Source organism: Aliivibrio finisterrensis, from assembly GCF_008933155.1.
Lineage (GTDB): Bacteria > Pseudomonadota > Gammaproteobacteria > Enterobacterales > Vibrionaceae > Aliivibrio > Aliivibrio finisterrensis.
This window is the reverse complement of record NZ_WBVP01000015.1, coordinates 84,606-100,158: the sequence shown is the minus strand read 5'-3', so window position 1 is coordinate 100,158 and position 15,553 is coordinate 84,606. Positions and strand designations below refer to the sequence as shown.

Annotated in this window: 10 protein-coding genes, 6 tRNA genes and 1 rRNA gene; 11 read left to right on the top strand and 6 right to left on the bottom strand. The window is 39.7% G+C overall.

Features of this window, described 5'->3' with window-relative positions; all coding sequences use genetic code 11:
• Positions 1–53: 53 nt before the first annotated feature.
• Together F8B77_RS13320 and rrf are read left to right on the top strand one after the other, a co-directional pair.
• Positions 54–130, top strand: a tRNA-Thr gene (locus F8B77_RS13320).
• Between the two features lie 17 nt (positions 131–147).
• Positions 148–263 (top strand): 5S ribosomal RNA (rrf, locus tag F8B77_RS13315).
• A gap of 49 nt (positions 264–312) precedes the next feature.
• On the opposite strand, the gene ilvY is transcribed toward rrf, so the two are convergent.
• Positions 313–1,197, bottom strand: coding sequence for an HTH-type transcriptional activator IlvY (ilvY, locus tag F8B77_RS13310; protein WP_151655733.1), 885 nt, complete (start codon positions 1,195–1,197; stop codon positions 313–315).
• Between the two features lie 127 nt (positions 1,198–1,324).
• Here ilvY and ilvC point away from each other — a divergent pair, with 127 nt between their 5' ends.
• Positions 1,325–2,809 (top strand): ketol-acid reductoisomerase, encoded by a 1,485-nt coding sequence (gene ilvC / locus F8B77_RS13305; protein WP_151655730.1) that lies wholly within the window; start codon positions 1,325–1,327, stop codon positions 2,807–2,809.
• Positions 2,810–2,870: 61 nt separating this feature from the next.
• Here ilvC and ubiK read toward each other — a convergent pair whose 3' ends face one another.
• The 4 genes from ubiK to F8B77_RS13285 all read right to left on the bottom strand — a co-directional run bounded on the left by ubiK (position 2,871) and on the right by F8B77_RS13285 (position 8,008).
• The gene (ubiK, locus tag F8B77_RS13300; protein WP_151655728.1) at positions 2,871–3,122 is read right to left on the bottom strand and encodes a ubiquinone biosynthesis accessory factor UbiK; all 252 of its coding nucleotides are present in this window, start codon (positions 3,120–3,122) and stop codon (positions 2,871–2,873) included.
• 111 nt (positions 3,123–3,233) lie between these two features.
• A complete protein-coding gene (locus tag F8B77_RS13295) occupies positions 3,234–6,305 on the bottom strand; it encodes a multidrug efflux RND transporter permease subunit (protein ID WP_151655726.1) in 3,072 nt (1,023 codons plus the stop codon).
• An 11-nt stretch (positions 6,306–6,316) separates the two neighbouring features.
• Positions 6,317–7,423, bottom strand: a complete 1,107-nt coding sequence (locus F8B77_RS13290; RefSeq protein WP_151655724.1) for an efflux RND transporter periplasmic adaptor subunit — start codon at positions 7,421–7,423, stop codon at positions 6,317–6,319.
• A gap of 18 nt (positions 7,424–7,441) precedes the next feature.
• On the bottom strand, positions 7,442–8,008 hold the full coding sequence (locus F8B77_RS13285) for a TetR/AcrR family transcriptional regulator (protein ID WP_130048598.1): 567 nt from the start codon (positions 8,006–8,008) through the stop codon (positions 7,442–7,444).
• Positions 8,009–8,194: 186 nt separating this feature from the next.
• Here F8B77_RS13285 and rep point away from each other — a divergent pair, with 186 nt between their 5' ends.
• On the top strand, positions 8,195–10,210 hold the full coding sequence (rep, locus tag F8B77_RS13280; protein ID WP_130048597.1) for a DNA helicase Rep: 2,016 nt from the start codon (positions 8,195–8,197) through the stop codon (positions 10,208–10,210).
• Between the two features lie 74 nt (positions 10,211–10,284).
• On the opposite strand, the gene F8B77_RS13275 is transcribed toward rep, so the two are convergent.
• Positions 10,285–10,692, bottom strand: coding sequence for a c-type cytochrome (locus F8B77_RS13275; RefSeq protein WP_151655722.1), 408 nt, complete (start codon positions 10,690–10,692; stop codon positions 10,285–10,287).
• A gap of 277 nt (positions 10,693–10,969) precedes the next feature.
• Here F8B77_RS13275 and F8B77_RS13270 point away from each other — a divergent pair.
• The 7 genes from F8B77_RS13270 (at position 10,970) to F8B77_RS13240 (ending at position 15,465) form a co-directional block, all read left to right on the top strand.
• Positions 10,970–11,046 (top strand) — tRNA-Arg (locus F8B77_RS13270).
• 34 nt (positions 11,047–11,080) lie between these two features.
• A tRNA-His gene (locus F8B77_RS13265) sits at positions 11,081–11,156 on the top strand.
• Positions 11,157–11,227: 71 nt separating this feature from the next.
• Positions 11,228–11,304: transfer RNA gene (locus F8B77_RS13260), tRNA-Pro, on the top strand.
• A 43-nt stretch (positions 11,305–11,347) separates the two neighbouring features.
• Positions 11,348–11,423, top strand: a tRNA-His gene (locus F8B77_RS13255).
• A 71-nt stretch (positions 11,424–11,494) separates the two neighbouring features.
• Positions 11,495–11,571, top strand: a tRNA-Pro gene (locus F8B77_RS13250).
• Positions 11,572–12,131: 560 nt separating this feature from the next.
• Positions 12,132–13,847 carry a dipeptide ABC transporter ATP-binding protein gene (locus tag F8B77_RS13245; protein WP_165371230.1) on the top strand — a complete coding sequence of 572 codons (1,716 nt, stop codon included), beginning with the start codon at positions 12,132–12,134 and terminating at the stop codon, positions 13,845–13,847.
• Between the two features lie 64 nt (positions 13,848–13,911).
• Positions 13,912–15,465: an ABC transporter substrate-binding protein gene (locus F8B77_RS13240; protein ID WP_151655718.1), complete on the top strand. Its 1,554-nt coding sequence runs from the start codon at positions 13,912–13,914 to the stop codon at positions 15,463–15,465.
• Positions 15,466–15,553: the final 88 nt, after the last annotated feature.

Genomic DNA, 15,553 nt, shown 5'->3' with positions numbered 1-15,553 from the left:
TTAAAAAGCCATCTAAAGGATGGCTTTTTTCGATTACATAAGTAAATAATATTGCTGATATAGCTCAGCCCGGTAGAGCGCACCCTTGGTAAGGGTGAGGTCCCCAGTTCGAGTCTGGGTATCAGCACCATTTACTAACAGATTTTGCTTAGCGACCATAGCGTTATGGACCCACCTGATCCCATGCCGAACTCAGAAGTGAAACGTAATAGCGCCGATGGTAGTGTGGGGTTTCCCCATGTGAGAGTAGGACATCGCTAGGCTCAAATTCTAAAAGGCTTCCCATTGGGAAGCCTTTTTTCGTTTTAACCATCAAATAAATGTATTTTCGGCTACTTGCCATAGCGCCTGAATGACTGAGTCATTTAATTTTGACTTCTTACAGCATAAGCCCAATTTAAAAGGCGCTATTGGTGATATGTTTAAACGCTGAACCTTATCTTTTACTGGACTGTTATTGATTACTACGTCTGGTGCTATACCAATTCCACATCCTAATGCGACCATACTGACAATTGCTTCGTGTCCTGATACTTGTGCATAAATAGTTGGTTTAATCTTTTGATCTTTAAACCATTGATTTGCTCTATTTCTTGCAGTCCCTGATTCTGGAAGGATAAATGGCAATGATTTCCAGTTTGTTGTTTCTTTATTAATTTCACTAATAAAATGATTATTGCCTATTGGAGCGATGATGGAGAGTGGGATTTCACTAATAATTTCAAAAGCGAGTTTGTTTGATAGTTTTTCAGGTAGTGCAGAAATAGCAATATCAACCTCAGAGGATTCAATTTTATCAATTGCTTGAGCAGGATCTCCAGTAGATAACTTAATATCAATATGTGGATAGTTAACTTTAAAATCATTTAATAATTGAGGGAGGTGACTGTAGCTAGCTGTCACTGAACAGAATAAATTGAGTTGTCCTTTGAGGGTATTATTTACAAGATTGGAACTTGCTTTGTAGCCACTCCATTCTGAACAGATATTCAAAGCTACCGGAATGAGTTGTTTTGCCGCAGTAGTTAATTCAACACTTCGATTATCTCTAATAAATAAAGGGTGTCCAATTTCATCTTCTAGCTTTTGAACTTGTCGGCTTAATGCTGAAGGACTTAGGTGCATTGCTTTTGATGTCTGAGTAAAGCTATGACTTTCGCAAAGATGTAGGAATGTTTGTAAAAGTTTTATATTCATTTTGTGTTGTTATTTTTGCAATCATGTATTGCCAATATATCACTTTTGACAATGTTAATCTTTCGTTATTATCTTTTTATACACTAGATTATCCTAATGGATTAAATGATATTTATGGAGTTTTATCATGGCTAACTACTTTAATACGCTAAACTTACGTGAACAGCTGGATCAGCTAGGTCGTTGTCGCTTTATGGATCGCGCAGAATTTGCAACAGAGGCTGATTACCTTAAAGGTAAAAAGGTAGTTATTGTAGGTTGTGGCGCGCAAGGCCTTAACCAGGGTCTTAATATGCGAGATTCAGGTTTAGATGTAGCTTATGCATTGCGTCAAGCAGCAATTGATGAGCAGCGTCAGTCATATAAAAACGCGAAACAAAATAATTTTGTAGTAGATAGTTATGAAAATTTAATTCCTCAAGCGGATCTTGTTGTTAACCTAACTCCTGATAAGCAACATACAAATGTTGTTGAAACGGTTATGCCTTTAATGAAGGAGGGTGCTGCTCTGGGTTATTCTCATGGCTTTAATGTTGTTGAGGAGGGTATGCAAATCCGTAAAGACTTAACAGTAGTTATGGTGGCTCCTAAGTGTCCAGGAACAGAAGTTCGAGAAGAATATAAGCGTGGTTTTGGTGTTCCAACACTAATCGCTGTTCATCCTGAAAATGACCCTAAAGGTGAAGGTTGGGATATAGCGAAAGCTTGGGCTGCTGGTACTGGTGGTCACCGTGCAGGTTGTCTTGAGTCTTCTTTTGTTGCTGAAGTTAAGTCAGACTTAATGGGAGAGCAAACTATCCTGTGTGGTATGTTACAAGCTGGCTCTATCGTATCTTATGAAAAAATGATCGCTGATGGCATTGAACCAGGCTATGCCGGTAAACTTCTTCAGTACGGTTGGGAAACAATCACTGAAGCACTAAAGTTTGGTGGCGTAACTCATATGATGGATCGTTTATCAAACCCTGCAAAAGTAAAAGCATTTGAGCTTTCAGAAGAACTAAAAGACTTAATGCGTCCTCTTTATAACAAACACATGGATGACATCATCAAAGGTGAATTCTCTCGTACAATGATGGCTGATTGGGCTAATGATGACGTAAACCTACTAGGTTGGCGTGAAGAAACAGGCCAAACAGCATTTGAAAATTACCCAGAATCAGATGTGGAAATTTCAGAACAAGAATACTTTGATAATGGTATTCTTCTAGTTGCAATGGTTCGAGCTGGTGTTGAGCTTGCGTTCGAAGCAATGACAGCATCGGGTATTATTGATGAATCTGCTTACTATGAATCGCTACATGAATTGCCACTGATTGCAAATACAGTAGCACGTAAGCGTCTATATGAGATGAATGTTGTTATTTCGGATACTGCAGAATACGGTAACTATCTATTTGCTAATGTAGCGACACCATTACTTCGTGAGAAGTTCATGCCATCAGTGGAAACTAATGTAATTGGTCGTGGCTTAGGAGAGACATCAAATCAAGTTGATAATGCAACGCTAATCGCTGTTAATGAAGCAATTCGTAACCACCCTGTAGAATATATTGGTGAAGAGCTACGTAGTTATATGAGTGATATGAAGAGAATCGCAGTTGGCGGTTAATTAATACTAAATGAATATGAAAATGGCTTAACCATCACAGGTTAAGCCATTTTTTTATGTACTACTTTTCTGACAGTTTTTCTTCTAACTCAGCAAGCTTTTGTTCCATCACTGTTAGTTTTTGACGAGTGCGCAGTAGGACTTGGGTTTGAACATCAAATTCCTCTCTACTTACCACATCAAGTTTGTTTAGTTGCCCTTGGATAACCTGACGTACTTTTTGCTCAATATCGCTGCCTAGCTCTTTAACTGGTTGAGGCATTGAGTCATGAATTTGTTTTGCAACTTGCTCTAATTTTTTTGGATCAAACATCATTTACCCTTAATTGAATACTTTTCTTTATTCTAAGTAAAGCCTTGCCAATTGTCGCTAGTCAAATAAAAAAAAGGCTACAGAAGTAGCCTTTAATTTTTTAAATCGTCATTAAGACTCTTTAATGTCTTTACCTTCTTCAAAGACAGGTAATGGTTTATGTTCACTTGCTAAGTAGCTGTAGATGACAGGTAGTACGAATAATGTAAATAACGTACCAATTGCTAAGCCAGCAACGATAACAATACCTATACTGAAACGTTGAGCAGCGCCTGCACCTGAGGCATACATCAGTGGGATTAGACCTGCAATCATTGCCGCAGTCGTCATTAGGATTGGGCGTAGACGAACTTTAGCAGCTTCAGTTACGGCTTCCATTCGATTCTTGAGGTGATGAAGTTGTTCTTCTTTTGCTACTTCACAAATAAGAATACCATGCTTAGTAATCAATCCGACAAGAGTGATCAACCCAACCTGAGAGTAGATATTCATTGTCGCGGCACCCCACGCAAGAGCAATTAAAGCACCACAAATAGCGAGTGGAACAGAAACCATGATTACTAATGGATCTCGTACTGATTCAAATTGAATAGCAAGAACCAAGAAGATGATAGCTAATGCCAGACCAAACGTAGCGTACAGTGCGCTGCCTTCAGTTACGTATTGACGAGCTTCACCCATATAGTCATGGTTATAGCCACTTGGTAGTGTGCTAGTCGCCAAATCTTCAAACCATACAATCGCATCACCCATAGCGATACCTGGAGAGGGTACAGCACCAATAGTCGCTGAGTTTAATTGGTTGAAGTGAGGAAGTGACCTTGGTTCAGCCACAACATCAATAGAGATTAAACTGCCAAGAGGAACGGCTTCACCGCTGGTTGAACGGACATAGTAGTTGTTCATTGATTCAGGGTTAAGACGGTATTTACGCTCTACTTGAGGGATAACCTCATACGAACGTCCGCTAAGATCGATTCGGTTAACGTAACCATCTGCCATCATTGTACTTAGTGTAATACCAATGTCCTGCATGGTAATACCGTAAGCGCCCGCTTTATCTTTATCTATGTTGATCTTCATTGTTGCTGAATCAAAATTCAAATCAAGATCAGAGTAAACAAACAGTGGGCTACCTTTAACACTAGTCAGTACTTCTGTTGCTATTTGGAACAAGCTTTCAAAGCTATTTGGTGTCGTAATAACAAATTGAATTGGAAGACCAGAACCTGCACCTGGAAGTTCAGGCATTTGGAAAGCCGTTACTGCCATTCCTGGTACATCTTTAACTAGTTCACCAACACGTTTAGCAACCTCAGCTTGGCTTGTTGTTCGTTGGCTCCAAGGAACCATAGAAGCAATACCAAAGGCTTGGTTCGCATTAGGCACACCTGTAAATACCTGAGCAAAGGCAACTTCAGGTTGATTTGATAGGATCTTATTTACATCGTTCATCGTATTTTGCATATAATCAAGGTTTGCAGTTGAAGGGGCGGTACCCATCAACATGATTACACCTTTATCTTCTGATGGAGCAAGTTCACTTGGAATAAACTTAAACAGAAGCGGAAGAGTAGCAAAAACAATAACAGCAAAACCAATAATCACAGGGCGGCGAGTCATGATGGCATTTAGCATACGCTCATAACGATCACTCATATTATCTAAGATATGATGTACTTTTTTCTCAAAGCGATTTGGTTCTTCATTTGCAACGAGCATTTTTGAACACATCATTGGAGACAGTGTTAATGCTACGATACCGGAAACAAATACGGCACCAGCTAGCGTTAATGCAAACTCTTTAAATAGAGAACCGGTAATACCACCCATCATTGCAATTGGAGCATATACCGCACCAAGCGTTAATGTCATAGCAATAACAGGAACCGCAATTTCACGAGTACCTATAATAGCTGCTCGGAAAGGTGTTTCACCTAACTTGATATGACGGTCGACGTTTTCTAAAACAACGATAGCATCATCTACCACCAAGCCGATCGCAAGAACCATTGCTAATAGAGTCATCAAGTTCCAAGAGAATCCCATTACTTGCATTACCATTGCCACACCGATAAGTGATAATGGGATGGTTACAATTGGGATAATAACTGCTCGGAAAGAACCTAAGAATAAGGTAATTACGATCAGTACGATTAATGCTGCTTCAATGATGGTTTTGATTACTTCATGAATAGACTCATTAATCGCAATCGTAGAGTCATACATGATGTTCATCTTGATATTCGTTGGTAAGTTTTTCTCTAATTGAGGAAGAAGCTCAAGTACATCAGCGGCAATGTTAATCGGGTTAGCACTTGGAGCGGCATTTATCGCTGCAACAACGGCTTCTTGTCCGTTAGCACTTGCACGGTAAACGTCATGGCTCTTTTCAAGAGAAACTTTTGCTATATCGCTTAGGCGAACAATTTCTCCATCACTTGTTCTAATAACAAGGTTTTCTAATTCTTCAACATTAGAAACTTGAGTATCAGCACTGCCGTTATAAAGAACAAATTCGCCTGTAGCTTGACCTGCAGCAGATTGGAAGTTATTGGCACTTAAAACGCCCATAACATCCGTTGCTGTCATATCAATAGCAGCCATACGCGCAGGATCTAGCCAGATACGCAGTGCGTACTTCATACCACCATAAAGGTCTACTTTTGAAACGCCATTAACAGTAAATAGCTGAGGGTTAATGACTCGTTCTAAGTAATCGGTAATTTGGCTTGATACTAACTCATCACTCGTAAAACCAATGTAGAGAACAGCGGTTGTTGAGCCTGTAGACATAGTTACTGTTGGATCTTCAGATTCTTTTGGTAGCTGAGATCGTACAGAGTTTGTTTTAGCTAAAATATCAGACAAGGCTGCATTTGGGTCAGTATTTAACTTCATGGTGACTGTAATGGTAGATTTACCCATTACAGATTGTGACGTCATAAAGTCAATGTTATCGGCTTGAGCTACCGCTTGCTCTAAGGGTTGAGTAATGAAGCCTTGGATAAGGTCAGCACTCGCACCGTAATAGCTGGTTGTTACCGTTACAACGGTATTCGTCATTTCAGGGTATTCACGAACCTGCATTTTGAAAATTGCTTGAATACCAAGCAAAGCAATCAAAAAGCTGATCGATACCGCTAAAACTGGACGTTTAATAAAAACATCAGTAAAGCGCATAGTTCCTCCGATTACAGCATTGGTGTTTCAGCAGGTGGTGTTGTCGCGTCGCTTTCTACAATACGAACTTTCGCATCATTACTTAGACGAACCTGACCTGTAGTTACAACCACATCGCCAGCTTTAACACCTTCAAGAATATGAGCAATTGCTTCTGATCGCTCACCTACTCTTACAACGTGCTGTTGAACGCGTTTTATGCCATCTTTTTCAGTGACAAGATAAACGTTATCACCATAAAGCGTATAGGTAATTGCTGTTTGAGGAATTACCACTTGGTTTTCTAATGTAGGCAGAATAATTTCAGCGCGAGCAAACATACCACTACGTAGTTTCCCTCCGTTATTAGGAATATCAGCTTGAACTTCGATTAAACCACTTTGAATATTTACTGCAGGTTCAATAGCACTAATTGAGCCTTTGAAGATATCTGCAGGGTAAGAATCAATTGAAATATCGATTTCTTGTCCAATATTAATGCGTGAGATGTCTGTTTGAGGAACAGTAAAGCGTAAACGCATGATACTTGTGTCTTCTAAACGAACGATGTCAGTACTTGGTTGTAAATATTGGCCAAGGTATACATTACGAATACCAATTACACCGCTGAAAGGCGCTTTGATTTCACGACGATCAATCGATGCTTTCATGCCTTCAATATCAGCAGCAAGAGAGAAGTAATTTGCTTCTGCTTCATCGTATGCTTCTTTTGAAATAGAACCTTTCTTATATAGGCCCTTATAACGTTTATATTTAGCTTCAGCTGCAGGAAGGCGCGCTTCAGTACTCTTTAAATTTGCCTTTTCTACTTTAGAATCGAGAGAAACTAATACTTGGCCTTTTTTTACTTGGCTGCCAGAATCAAACGAAATTTTATCAATGATGCCATTAACTTCAGTTGTTAACGTGACACCTTGGTTAGGTTCAATAAAGCCGATAGCTTCAATAGTTGGAGTCCAATGAGATGAAGCAATGGTTTCAACCGTAACAGGGAACTCGGGCTCTGGTCGGTTAGCCATATACTCAGCGATTTTTTGTTGTTTAAACATGTTAAAACCAATCACACTACCGAAAAGAAGTAGTGCAAGAAGCAACATAAAGAAAGTCCACTTTTTCATTCTGATTAGAACTCCGAATTAGTGTTTGATAATGGCATCCCAGCTAGCTTCAATAGCCGCATCGAGATCATCGTTTGTTAAAGTAAAAAAACCTTGAGCATGCTTACGAGCTAAACAAACACTCGCTTCTAAGCTCAGGCCAGTTAATATTTCTACACTTAGAGGTTTAAATACGCCTTGCTCAAGTCCATCAATAAAGAGTTGGTTTACTTGGGCAAACATTTCTTCCTCTAGTTCCTTAAATTTTACTAGATCAGAAGAAGGGAGTGAGTCGTATTGATTACGATTCAAAAAAGTATTCTTCTCTGAAATAGCAAAGTGCCAAATGTTAAGCCACATAGTACGAAATCGGACTTTAATTGGGTCTGAATCTTGTACATTTTCTTGGATAGCAAATGCAACACGTCGCATAACATTCAATTTTATTTCTTCGATTAATGCTTCTTTATCATCAAAGTAGCGATATATCGTGCCAGCAGCAACACCGGCTTGGTTAGCGACCTTCTGCATGGATAAGCCACGAAACCCGTCTGTCGCTAATAATTGCTCAGCCGATTCAAGAATGAGCTGACGCTTTTCCTTCATAAACTGATCCTTATGAAATGAATGAACGTTCATTCATTATTTTAGGCTACGATGAATAAAATGTAATCTGTTTTTGTGTCAAGAAACGTAAAGATCACACTTTTTCCTCGATGGTTTACATGGTATTCCATCAACGACAGCTTTATCATAGGCGCAAATATTCATTAACGATTTAATAGGTGATTAATGAGACTTAATCCACAGCAAGATGAGGCCGTAAAGTTTGTCTCTGGACCATGTTTAGTATTGGCTGGTGCAGGCTCGGGTAAAACTCGCGTAATTACTAATAAAATTGCCTACTTAGTTCAACAGTGTGGCTATAAGGCGAGAAATATCGCTGCTGTGACGTTTACCAATAAAGCAGCTCGAGAGATGAAAGAGCGCGTAGGTCAAACCCTTAGTAAACAAGAGTCTCGTGGATTAATGGTTTCAACCTTTCACTCGCTTGGGTTGGATATTATTCGTCGTGAATACAAAATATTAGGTTTAAAAGCTGGTTTTTCATTATTTGATGATCAAGACCAGCTTGCTCTATTAAAAGAATTAACAGAAAAACAGATCGATGGAGATAAAGATTTATTACGTCAGTTATTGAGTAGTATCTCGAATTGGAAAAATGACATGCTGACACCAGCGCAAGTCAAAGGTTTTGCGCGTTCAGAGCAAGATCAGTTGTTTGCTTTTTGCTATGAAATGTACCTTACTCAAATGAAAGCGTATAACGCTCTTGATTTTGATGATTTAATTTCACTTCCCGTTCTTCTACTTCGTAATAACCAAGAGGTACGAGAGCGCTGGCAAATGAAGATCCGCTATCTTCTGGTTGATGAATATCAAGACACCAATACAAGCCAATATGAATTAGTTAAGTTATTGGTGGGTGAAAGAGGGCGATTAACCGTGGTGGGTGATGATGATCAGTCAATTTACTCATGGCGTGGAGCAAAGCCTCAAAACTTAGTACTTCTAAATGAAGATTACCCAGCTTTGCGTGTCATAAAGTTAGAGCAAAACTACCGTTCAACGAGCCGAATTTTGCGAGCGGCTAATATATTGATAGCCAATAATCCACACGTATTTGAAAAACGTCTATTCTCTGAAATCCCAGATGGAGAGCAGATTAAGGTTTTAACCGCTAAAGATGATGAGCATGAAGCGGAGCGAGTTGTTGGTGAGTTGATAGCACATCGCTTCTTGAATCGAACAGATTACAAAGATTATGCGGTGCTATATCGAGGTAATCATCAGTCACGTTTGATTGAAAAATCGTTAATGCAAAACCGAGTGCCCTATAAAATCTCAGGAGGCACTTCATTTTTTGCGCGTGCAGAGATTAAAGACATCATGGCTTATCTACGCTTACTGACAAACCCAGATGATGATAATGCTTTTTTACGAGTGGTGAATACGCCTCGTCGTGAAATTGGCCCTGTAACTCTAGAAAAATTGGGTACCTATGCCAATATGAGAGGAAAAAGCTTATTTGAAGCAAGTTTTGAATTGGGTTTAGAGCAAACGCTTTCTGGACGAGGTTTAGAATCTTTACGTCGATTCTCTCATTGGATAGTGTCTATTTCTGAAAATGCTGAGCGAGGTAATACAGTAGAAGCGGTGCGTTCGTTAGTAAAAGACATTCATTATGAAGATTGGTTGTATGAAACATCAACCAGTGCAAAAGCCGCTGAAATGAGAATGAAAAACGTCTCAGATCTCTATTCATGGATTGTTGCTGATTTAGAAGGTGATAATTACGATAATGAAGAGAAGACATTAAAAGAGGTGGTACAGCGCCTTACACTTCGGGACATGATGGAGCGAGGTGAAGACGAAGATGGTGCCGATCAAGTTCAGCTAATGACCTTGCATGCCTCTAAAGGTTTGGAATTTCCATACGTTTATTTAATTGGGGCAGAAGAGGGAATTTTACCTCACCAAGTAAGCATTGATGAAGATAATGTCGAAGAAGAGCGACGATTGGCCTATGTAGGGATCACTCGAGCCCAAAAAGAGCTCACCTTTACATTGTGTAAAGAACGTCGTCAGTATGGTGAATTGATTCGACCAGAACCAAGTCGATTCTTGGAAGAGCTTCCACACGATGATCTGGATTGGGAAATGAAAAAACCAAAGCCGACTCAAGAAGAAAGAATGGAAAGAGGAAAAGCAAACATCGCTAATCTTAGAGCCATGCTTAAGAAGTAAGCAGACACAAAAATGCCCACTGATGATGAAGTGGGCATTTTTCATGATTGAGCTAAATGAAGATAATAATCAGGTTATAAGCCTTTAATTAAATGCTCAACCGCCGCAATAACCTCATCATCAGAACAATTCATACATGTACCACGTGCTGGCATTGCATTAAATCCATTAATCGCGTGTTTATTCAGCACATCAATACCTTTAGCTATACGAGGAGCCCAATCGGCGGCATCTTGTGTTTTTGGAGCACCAGCTGCACCTGTGGCATGGCATGCAATACAAAAGGTATTGTAAACCTGTTCTCCTGAACGAGGGCCAGCAGGTTCTTCAATTATAATCACATCACTTGCTAAATAAACTTGACCAACTGGCTTGATTCGCTCAGCAATGGCATCGTCAGAGTTACCTGCTGCAAAAGAGGTAGTTGAAAAAGTTAATGCAGCAACCGTTGCAATAATGATGTTACGAATAGATTTTTCCATAAAGCTCACTTTACACTCCCAGTTATTATTGGCTTAAGCCCATTTTATTGTATTTACCGAGCAGAAAAACGAATTTAGATAAACAGCTTCGTTAACTTCGTGTAAACATTGAGTGATTATATCTGCTTAAATTGTTGCAATAAACCACTATACCCAAAGAAAATGAGGATAAATACCAAGGAATTGTTGAAAAAGAGACCAAACGATAAAAAAAGTAAAAAAAACACTAGACGAAGGTCACGCAGATCCGTATTATTCCTCTCCGCCGATAGGGTATACGCCCGTAGCTCAGTTGGATAGAGCGTTGGCCTCCGGAGCCAAAGGTCGAAGGTTCGAATCCTTTCGGGCGTGCCATCCGGATTAAAAATAAACGGCAAAAAAAGTAGTGGTGGCTATAGCTCAGTTGGTAGAGCCCTGGATTGTGATTCCGGTGGTCGCGAGTTCGAATCTCGTTAGCCACCCCATTATTTTGGTAACTTTTATAAGTTTCCAGTTTTGATTCAAGCAACATCCCAAGAATCGAGACGAAACAAGTCGGTGAATAGCGCAGCTTGGTAGCGCATCTGGTTTGGGACCAGAGGGTCGGGGGTTCGAATCCCTCTTCACCGACCACTATTTCAATAATCGCGATAAGCGGTTATATAAAAAATTAGTGGTGGCTATAGCTCAGTTGGTAGAGCCCTGGATTGTGATTCCGGTGGTCGCGAGTTCGAATCTCGTTAGCCACCCCATTAATTTATTGGTAGCTTTTGTAAGTTTCCAGTTTGATTTAAGCAACATCCCAGAAATCAAACAAAAACATCGGTGAATAGCGCAGCTTGGTAGCGCATCTGGTTTGGGACCAGAGGGTCGGGGGTTCGAATCCCTCTTCACCGACCACATTAAAAGCCTCGTCAGAAATGACGAGGCTTTTTTCATTTCTGATAGATAGAAAGTTCTCACCATCATCACATTATCGCTATTTTATTTTGCACTTCTCTTCTTCTTATTTAATACGATTAAAGTAGTTATACCATCTTCTTATGTATATAAAATCCATTATATATATCGACATATTGCACATTTGCAAAATGAATTATTGAATAGCTATCTCATATTAAAATATCACACTGTTAAAAATGTTAAGATTAATTATGTAAATCATGCTGATTTCCTGAATATTTTATTACTGTATGGGTATTTTTATTTTTGTTATTAAGCTCTTGTTTTAACTAGATCAATAATGAGCGTAAAGAGTGATATTGAATGGTTTACTTTTACGCCTCATGATTTTTTATTCATTTAATTAGCATTAAATAGGTTAAAGCTCTTTATTTGTTGCTTTTATGTGAATAATTGACTACATTGGTTTCCTAGTTAAGTTACAACATTTATTGTTGTTTCGAATGGAATCAATGTGCAGACAGGGCAGGATGCTGCCGAGTAGTCGGAGTCTGATAATGTCACTTTTAGAAGTTAAAAATTTACGTATTGAATACCCATCTCGTCATGGCGTTCATGCTGCGGTGAAGTCACTGTCATTTTCAATTGAGCGTGGTGAGATTGTTGGTGTTGTTGGTGAATCAGGAGCGGGTAAGTCGACAGTAGGTAATGCCGTTATTGATCTACTGAGCCCCCCAGGCGTTATCGCAGGAGGAGATGTTTTTCTTGATGGCGAAAAAGTATCAGGATTAACTTCTGAAGAAATGCGTAAAGTTAGAGGTTCTAAAATTGGTTTTATTTTTCAAGACCCAATGACCTCTCTCAATCCTTTATTCACCGTTGAACAACAGTTAACCGAAACGATCCACGCGAATTTAAAAGTATCAGCAGAAGAAGCTTATGCACGTGCACTTTCGTTAATGGAACAAGTTGGTATCCCACAACCAGAGAATCGCTTAAAACAATACCCACACCAATTTTCAGGTGGCATGCGCCAACGTGTTGTTATTGCGATAGCCTTAGCAGGTGAGCCCGATCTTATTATTGCTGATGAGCCAACGACTGCACTCGATGTATCGATTCAAGATCAGATCTTAAGTCTTATCCGTGATTTATGTGTTAAGAAAAACGTAGGTTGTATGCTAGTGACCCATGATATGGGTGTCGTATCGAACGTCACTGATAAAGTCGCAGTAATGTTCCGTGGCGACTTGGTTGAGTTTGGTAAGACAGAGAAAGTTCTGGGTGATCCTGACCATTCATACACACGCAGTCTTATCTCCGCGGTTCCTCGTTCAGACATCAAATTAGATCGTTTTCCTCTTGTTAGTTATATCGAAGAGGCGGTTGAGCATGAGCCGATTGATGTAAAAAACCATTGGCTAGGACAAAGCCAAGATCAGCGAGAATATACAGGCCCTCTATTAAAGGTTGAAAATGTAAACCTTCGCTTTATAACCAAAGATTCATTTTTTGAAAGCCGTCGTGAATACGTTCAGGCATCAAATAATGTCAGCTTTGAAATACATGAAGGTGAAACGTTTGGTCTTGTGGGAGAGTCTGGGTCAGGTAAATCTACCATTGCGCGTATTATCTCAGGATTATATCCGCCTAACTCTGGCTCGGTCACTTTTGAAGGGATTGATCTAACCGCATTAAAATCTGAAAAAGAACGTCGCCCAATGCGTCGTCAAATGCAGATGGTATTTCAAAACCCATACACCTCAATGAATCCACGCATGAAAATCTTCGATATCATCGCTGAGCCGATTCGCTTCCATAAATTAACGCGTTCAGAATCAGAAACGCAACAGATCGTTAATGATCTTTTGGATCACGTAGGTTTGGGTCGAATGGCGGCCTTGAAGTATCCACATGAGTTTTCAGGTGGTCAGCGCCAACGTATCTCTATTGCTCGTGCACTGGCAACACGACCGCGACTATTAATTTGTGATGAACCAACGTCAGCTTTGGATGTATCGGTACAAGCACAGATCCTCAACTTATTAAAAGATTTACAGGATGAGTTAAATCTAACCATGTTGTTTATCAGTCACGATTTACCTGTTATTCGTCAAATGTGTGATCGCGTTGGTGTGATGCAAATGGGAACCTTATTAGAAGTGGCTCCAACAGAAAACCTTTATACCAACCCTCAGCATGAATACAGCAAACAATTAATTTCACTTATGCCTGAGTTTAAAGGTTTAAGAGAGAACGCAACTGCGGTGTAAACCGTCTAATAATAAGTACAAATACAACAAACTAGGGAAACATTCCCGCATAAGGAGTTATGCAATGAAAACCATGAAGACAAAATTAGCTATCGCATTGATGGCAGCAGGCCTAAGTTTTAGTGCAGCAGCAGCAGATATTACCGTTGCTTATGATGCCGATCCTGTATCGCTTGACCCGCATGAGCAATTATCCGGTGGTACGCTACAGCTTTCTCATATGGTGTTTGATCCCCTAGTTCGTTATACGCAGTCATTCGACTTTGAACCGCGTCTTGCTGAAAAGTGGGAACGTATTGACGACAAAACCTTCCGCTTCAATCTACGTAAAGGCGTTAAGTTTCATTCAGGTAATGAAATGACAGCTGATGATGTTGTTTGGACTTTTGATCGCCTAAAAGACTCGCCTGATTTTAAAGCGATTTTTGAACCGTATGAAAAGCTAGTTAAAATTGATGATTATACCGTTGAACTTGTTTCTAAAGGCGCTTATCCGTTAGTTTTACAGACAGCAACATACCTTTTCCCAATGGACAGTAAGTTCTATTCTGGAAAAACAGAAGAGGGTAAAGATAAGTCTGAAATCGTAAAACACGGTAATTCATTCGCTTCAACGCACATCTCTGGTACCGGTCCATTTGTCGTTAAATCTCGTGAACAAGGCGTAAAAGTTGTTTTTGATCGTTTCGATGGTTACTGGGATACCAACTCACCTGGTAACGTAGATGAATTAACTCTTGTTCCAATAAAAGAAAATGCAACACGTGTTGCTGCTTTACTTTCAGGTGATGTAGATATTATCGCTCCAGTGGCTCCAAATGATCACAAACGAGTGAAAAATACCAAAGGTATTGAGTTAGTTACGCTACCTGGTACTCGTATTATTACTTTCCAAATGAACCAGAACAGTAATGAAGCACTAAAAGATGTCCGTGTTCGTCAGGCAATCGTTCATGCAATCAATAATGAAGGTATTGTTAAGAAGATCATGAAAGGTTTTGCAACAACCGCTGGTCAACAAGGCCCTTCTGGTTACTCAGGTTACGATGCTGATTTAGTGCCACGTTACGATCTTAAGAAAGCAAAACAACTAATGAAAGAAGCGGGTTACGAAGAAGGCTTCAAACTTAGCATGATGGCACCAAACAACCGTTATGTTAATGATGCAAAAATTGCTCAAGCAGCAGCAGCGATGCTATCGAAGATTGGTATCAAGGTTGATTTAAAAACATTACCAAAAGCGCAGTACTGGCCAGAGTTTGATTTGTGTTCTGCTGACATGATGATGATCGGTTGGCATTCAGATACTGAAGATTCAGCAAACTTCTCTGAGTTCCTAACAATGACTCGTAATGAAGAAACAGGTAAAGGTCAGTACAACTGTGGTCATTACTCAAACCCAGACATTGACCGTTTAGTTGAAGCGGCAAATGTGGAAACGGATCCTGCAAAACGTAGCGCAATGCTAAAAACAGTAGAAGATACATTGTATAACGATGCGGCGTTTGTTCCACTGCATTGGCAAAATCTTGCGTGGGGCGCGAAATCTAATATTGATATCAAACCAATCGTAAATGCAATGGAGTACCCATACTTTGGCGATTTAGTCGTTAAGTAACTGTCTGTAAAAAGGTTGTCCTGATATTCAGGGCAACCTTTATTCGTCATAAGAGATTCATTGATAAAAAAGTAATACCAACAATTTG

Excerpts from the sequence above, each read along its gene's own strand:
- ilvY (WP_151655733.1), bottom strand. The coding sequence starts at position 1,197 with ATGAATATAAAACTTTTACAAACATTCCTACATCTTTGCGAAAGTCAT.
- ilvC (WP_151655730.1), top strand. The coding sequence starts at position 1,325 with ATGGCTAACTACTTTAATACGCTAAACTTACGTGAACAGCTGGATCAG.
- ubiK (WP_151655728.1), bottom strand. The coding sequence starts at position 3,122 with ATGTTTGATCCAAAAAAATTAGAGCAAGTTGCAAAACAAATTCATGAC.
- F8B77_RS13295 (WP_151655726.1), bottom strand. The coding sequence starts at position 6,305 with ATGCGCTTTACTGATGTTTTTATTAAACGTCCAGTTTTAGCGGTATCG.
- F8B77_RS13290 (WP_151655724.1), bottom strand. The coding sequence starts at position 7,423 with ATGAAAAAGTGGACTTTCTTTATGTTGCTTCTTGCACTACTTCTTTTC.
- F8B77_RS13285 (WP_130048598.1), bottom strand. The coding sequence starts at position 8,008 with ATGAAGGAAAAGCGTCAGCTCATTCTTGAATCGGCTGAGCAATTATTA.
- rep (WP_130048597.1), top strand. The coding sequence starts at position 8,195 with ATGAGACTTAATCCACAGCAAGATGAGGCCGTAAAGTTTGTCTCTGGA.
- F8B77_RS13275 (WP_151655722.1), bottom strand. The coding sequence starts at position 10,692 with ATGGAAAAATCTATTCGTAACATCATTATTGCAACGGTTGCTGCATTA.
- F8B77_RS13245 (WP_165371230.1), top strand. The coding sequence starts at position 12,132 with ATGTCACTTTTAGAAGTTAAAAATTTACGTATTGAATACCCATCTCGT.
- F8B77_RS13240 (WP_151655718.1), top strand. The coding sequence starts at position 13,912 with ATGAAAACCATGAAGACAAAATTAGCTATCGCATTGATGGCAGCAGGC.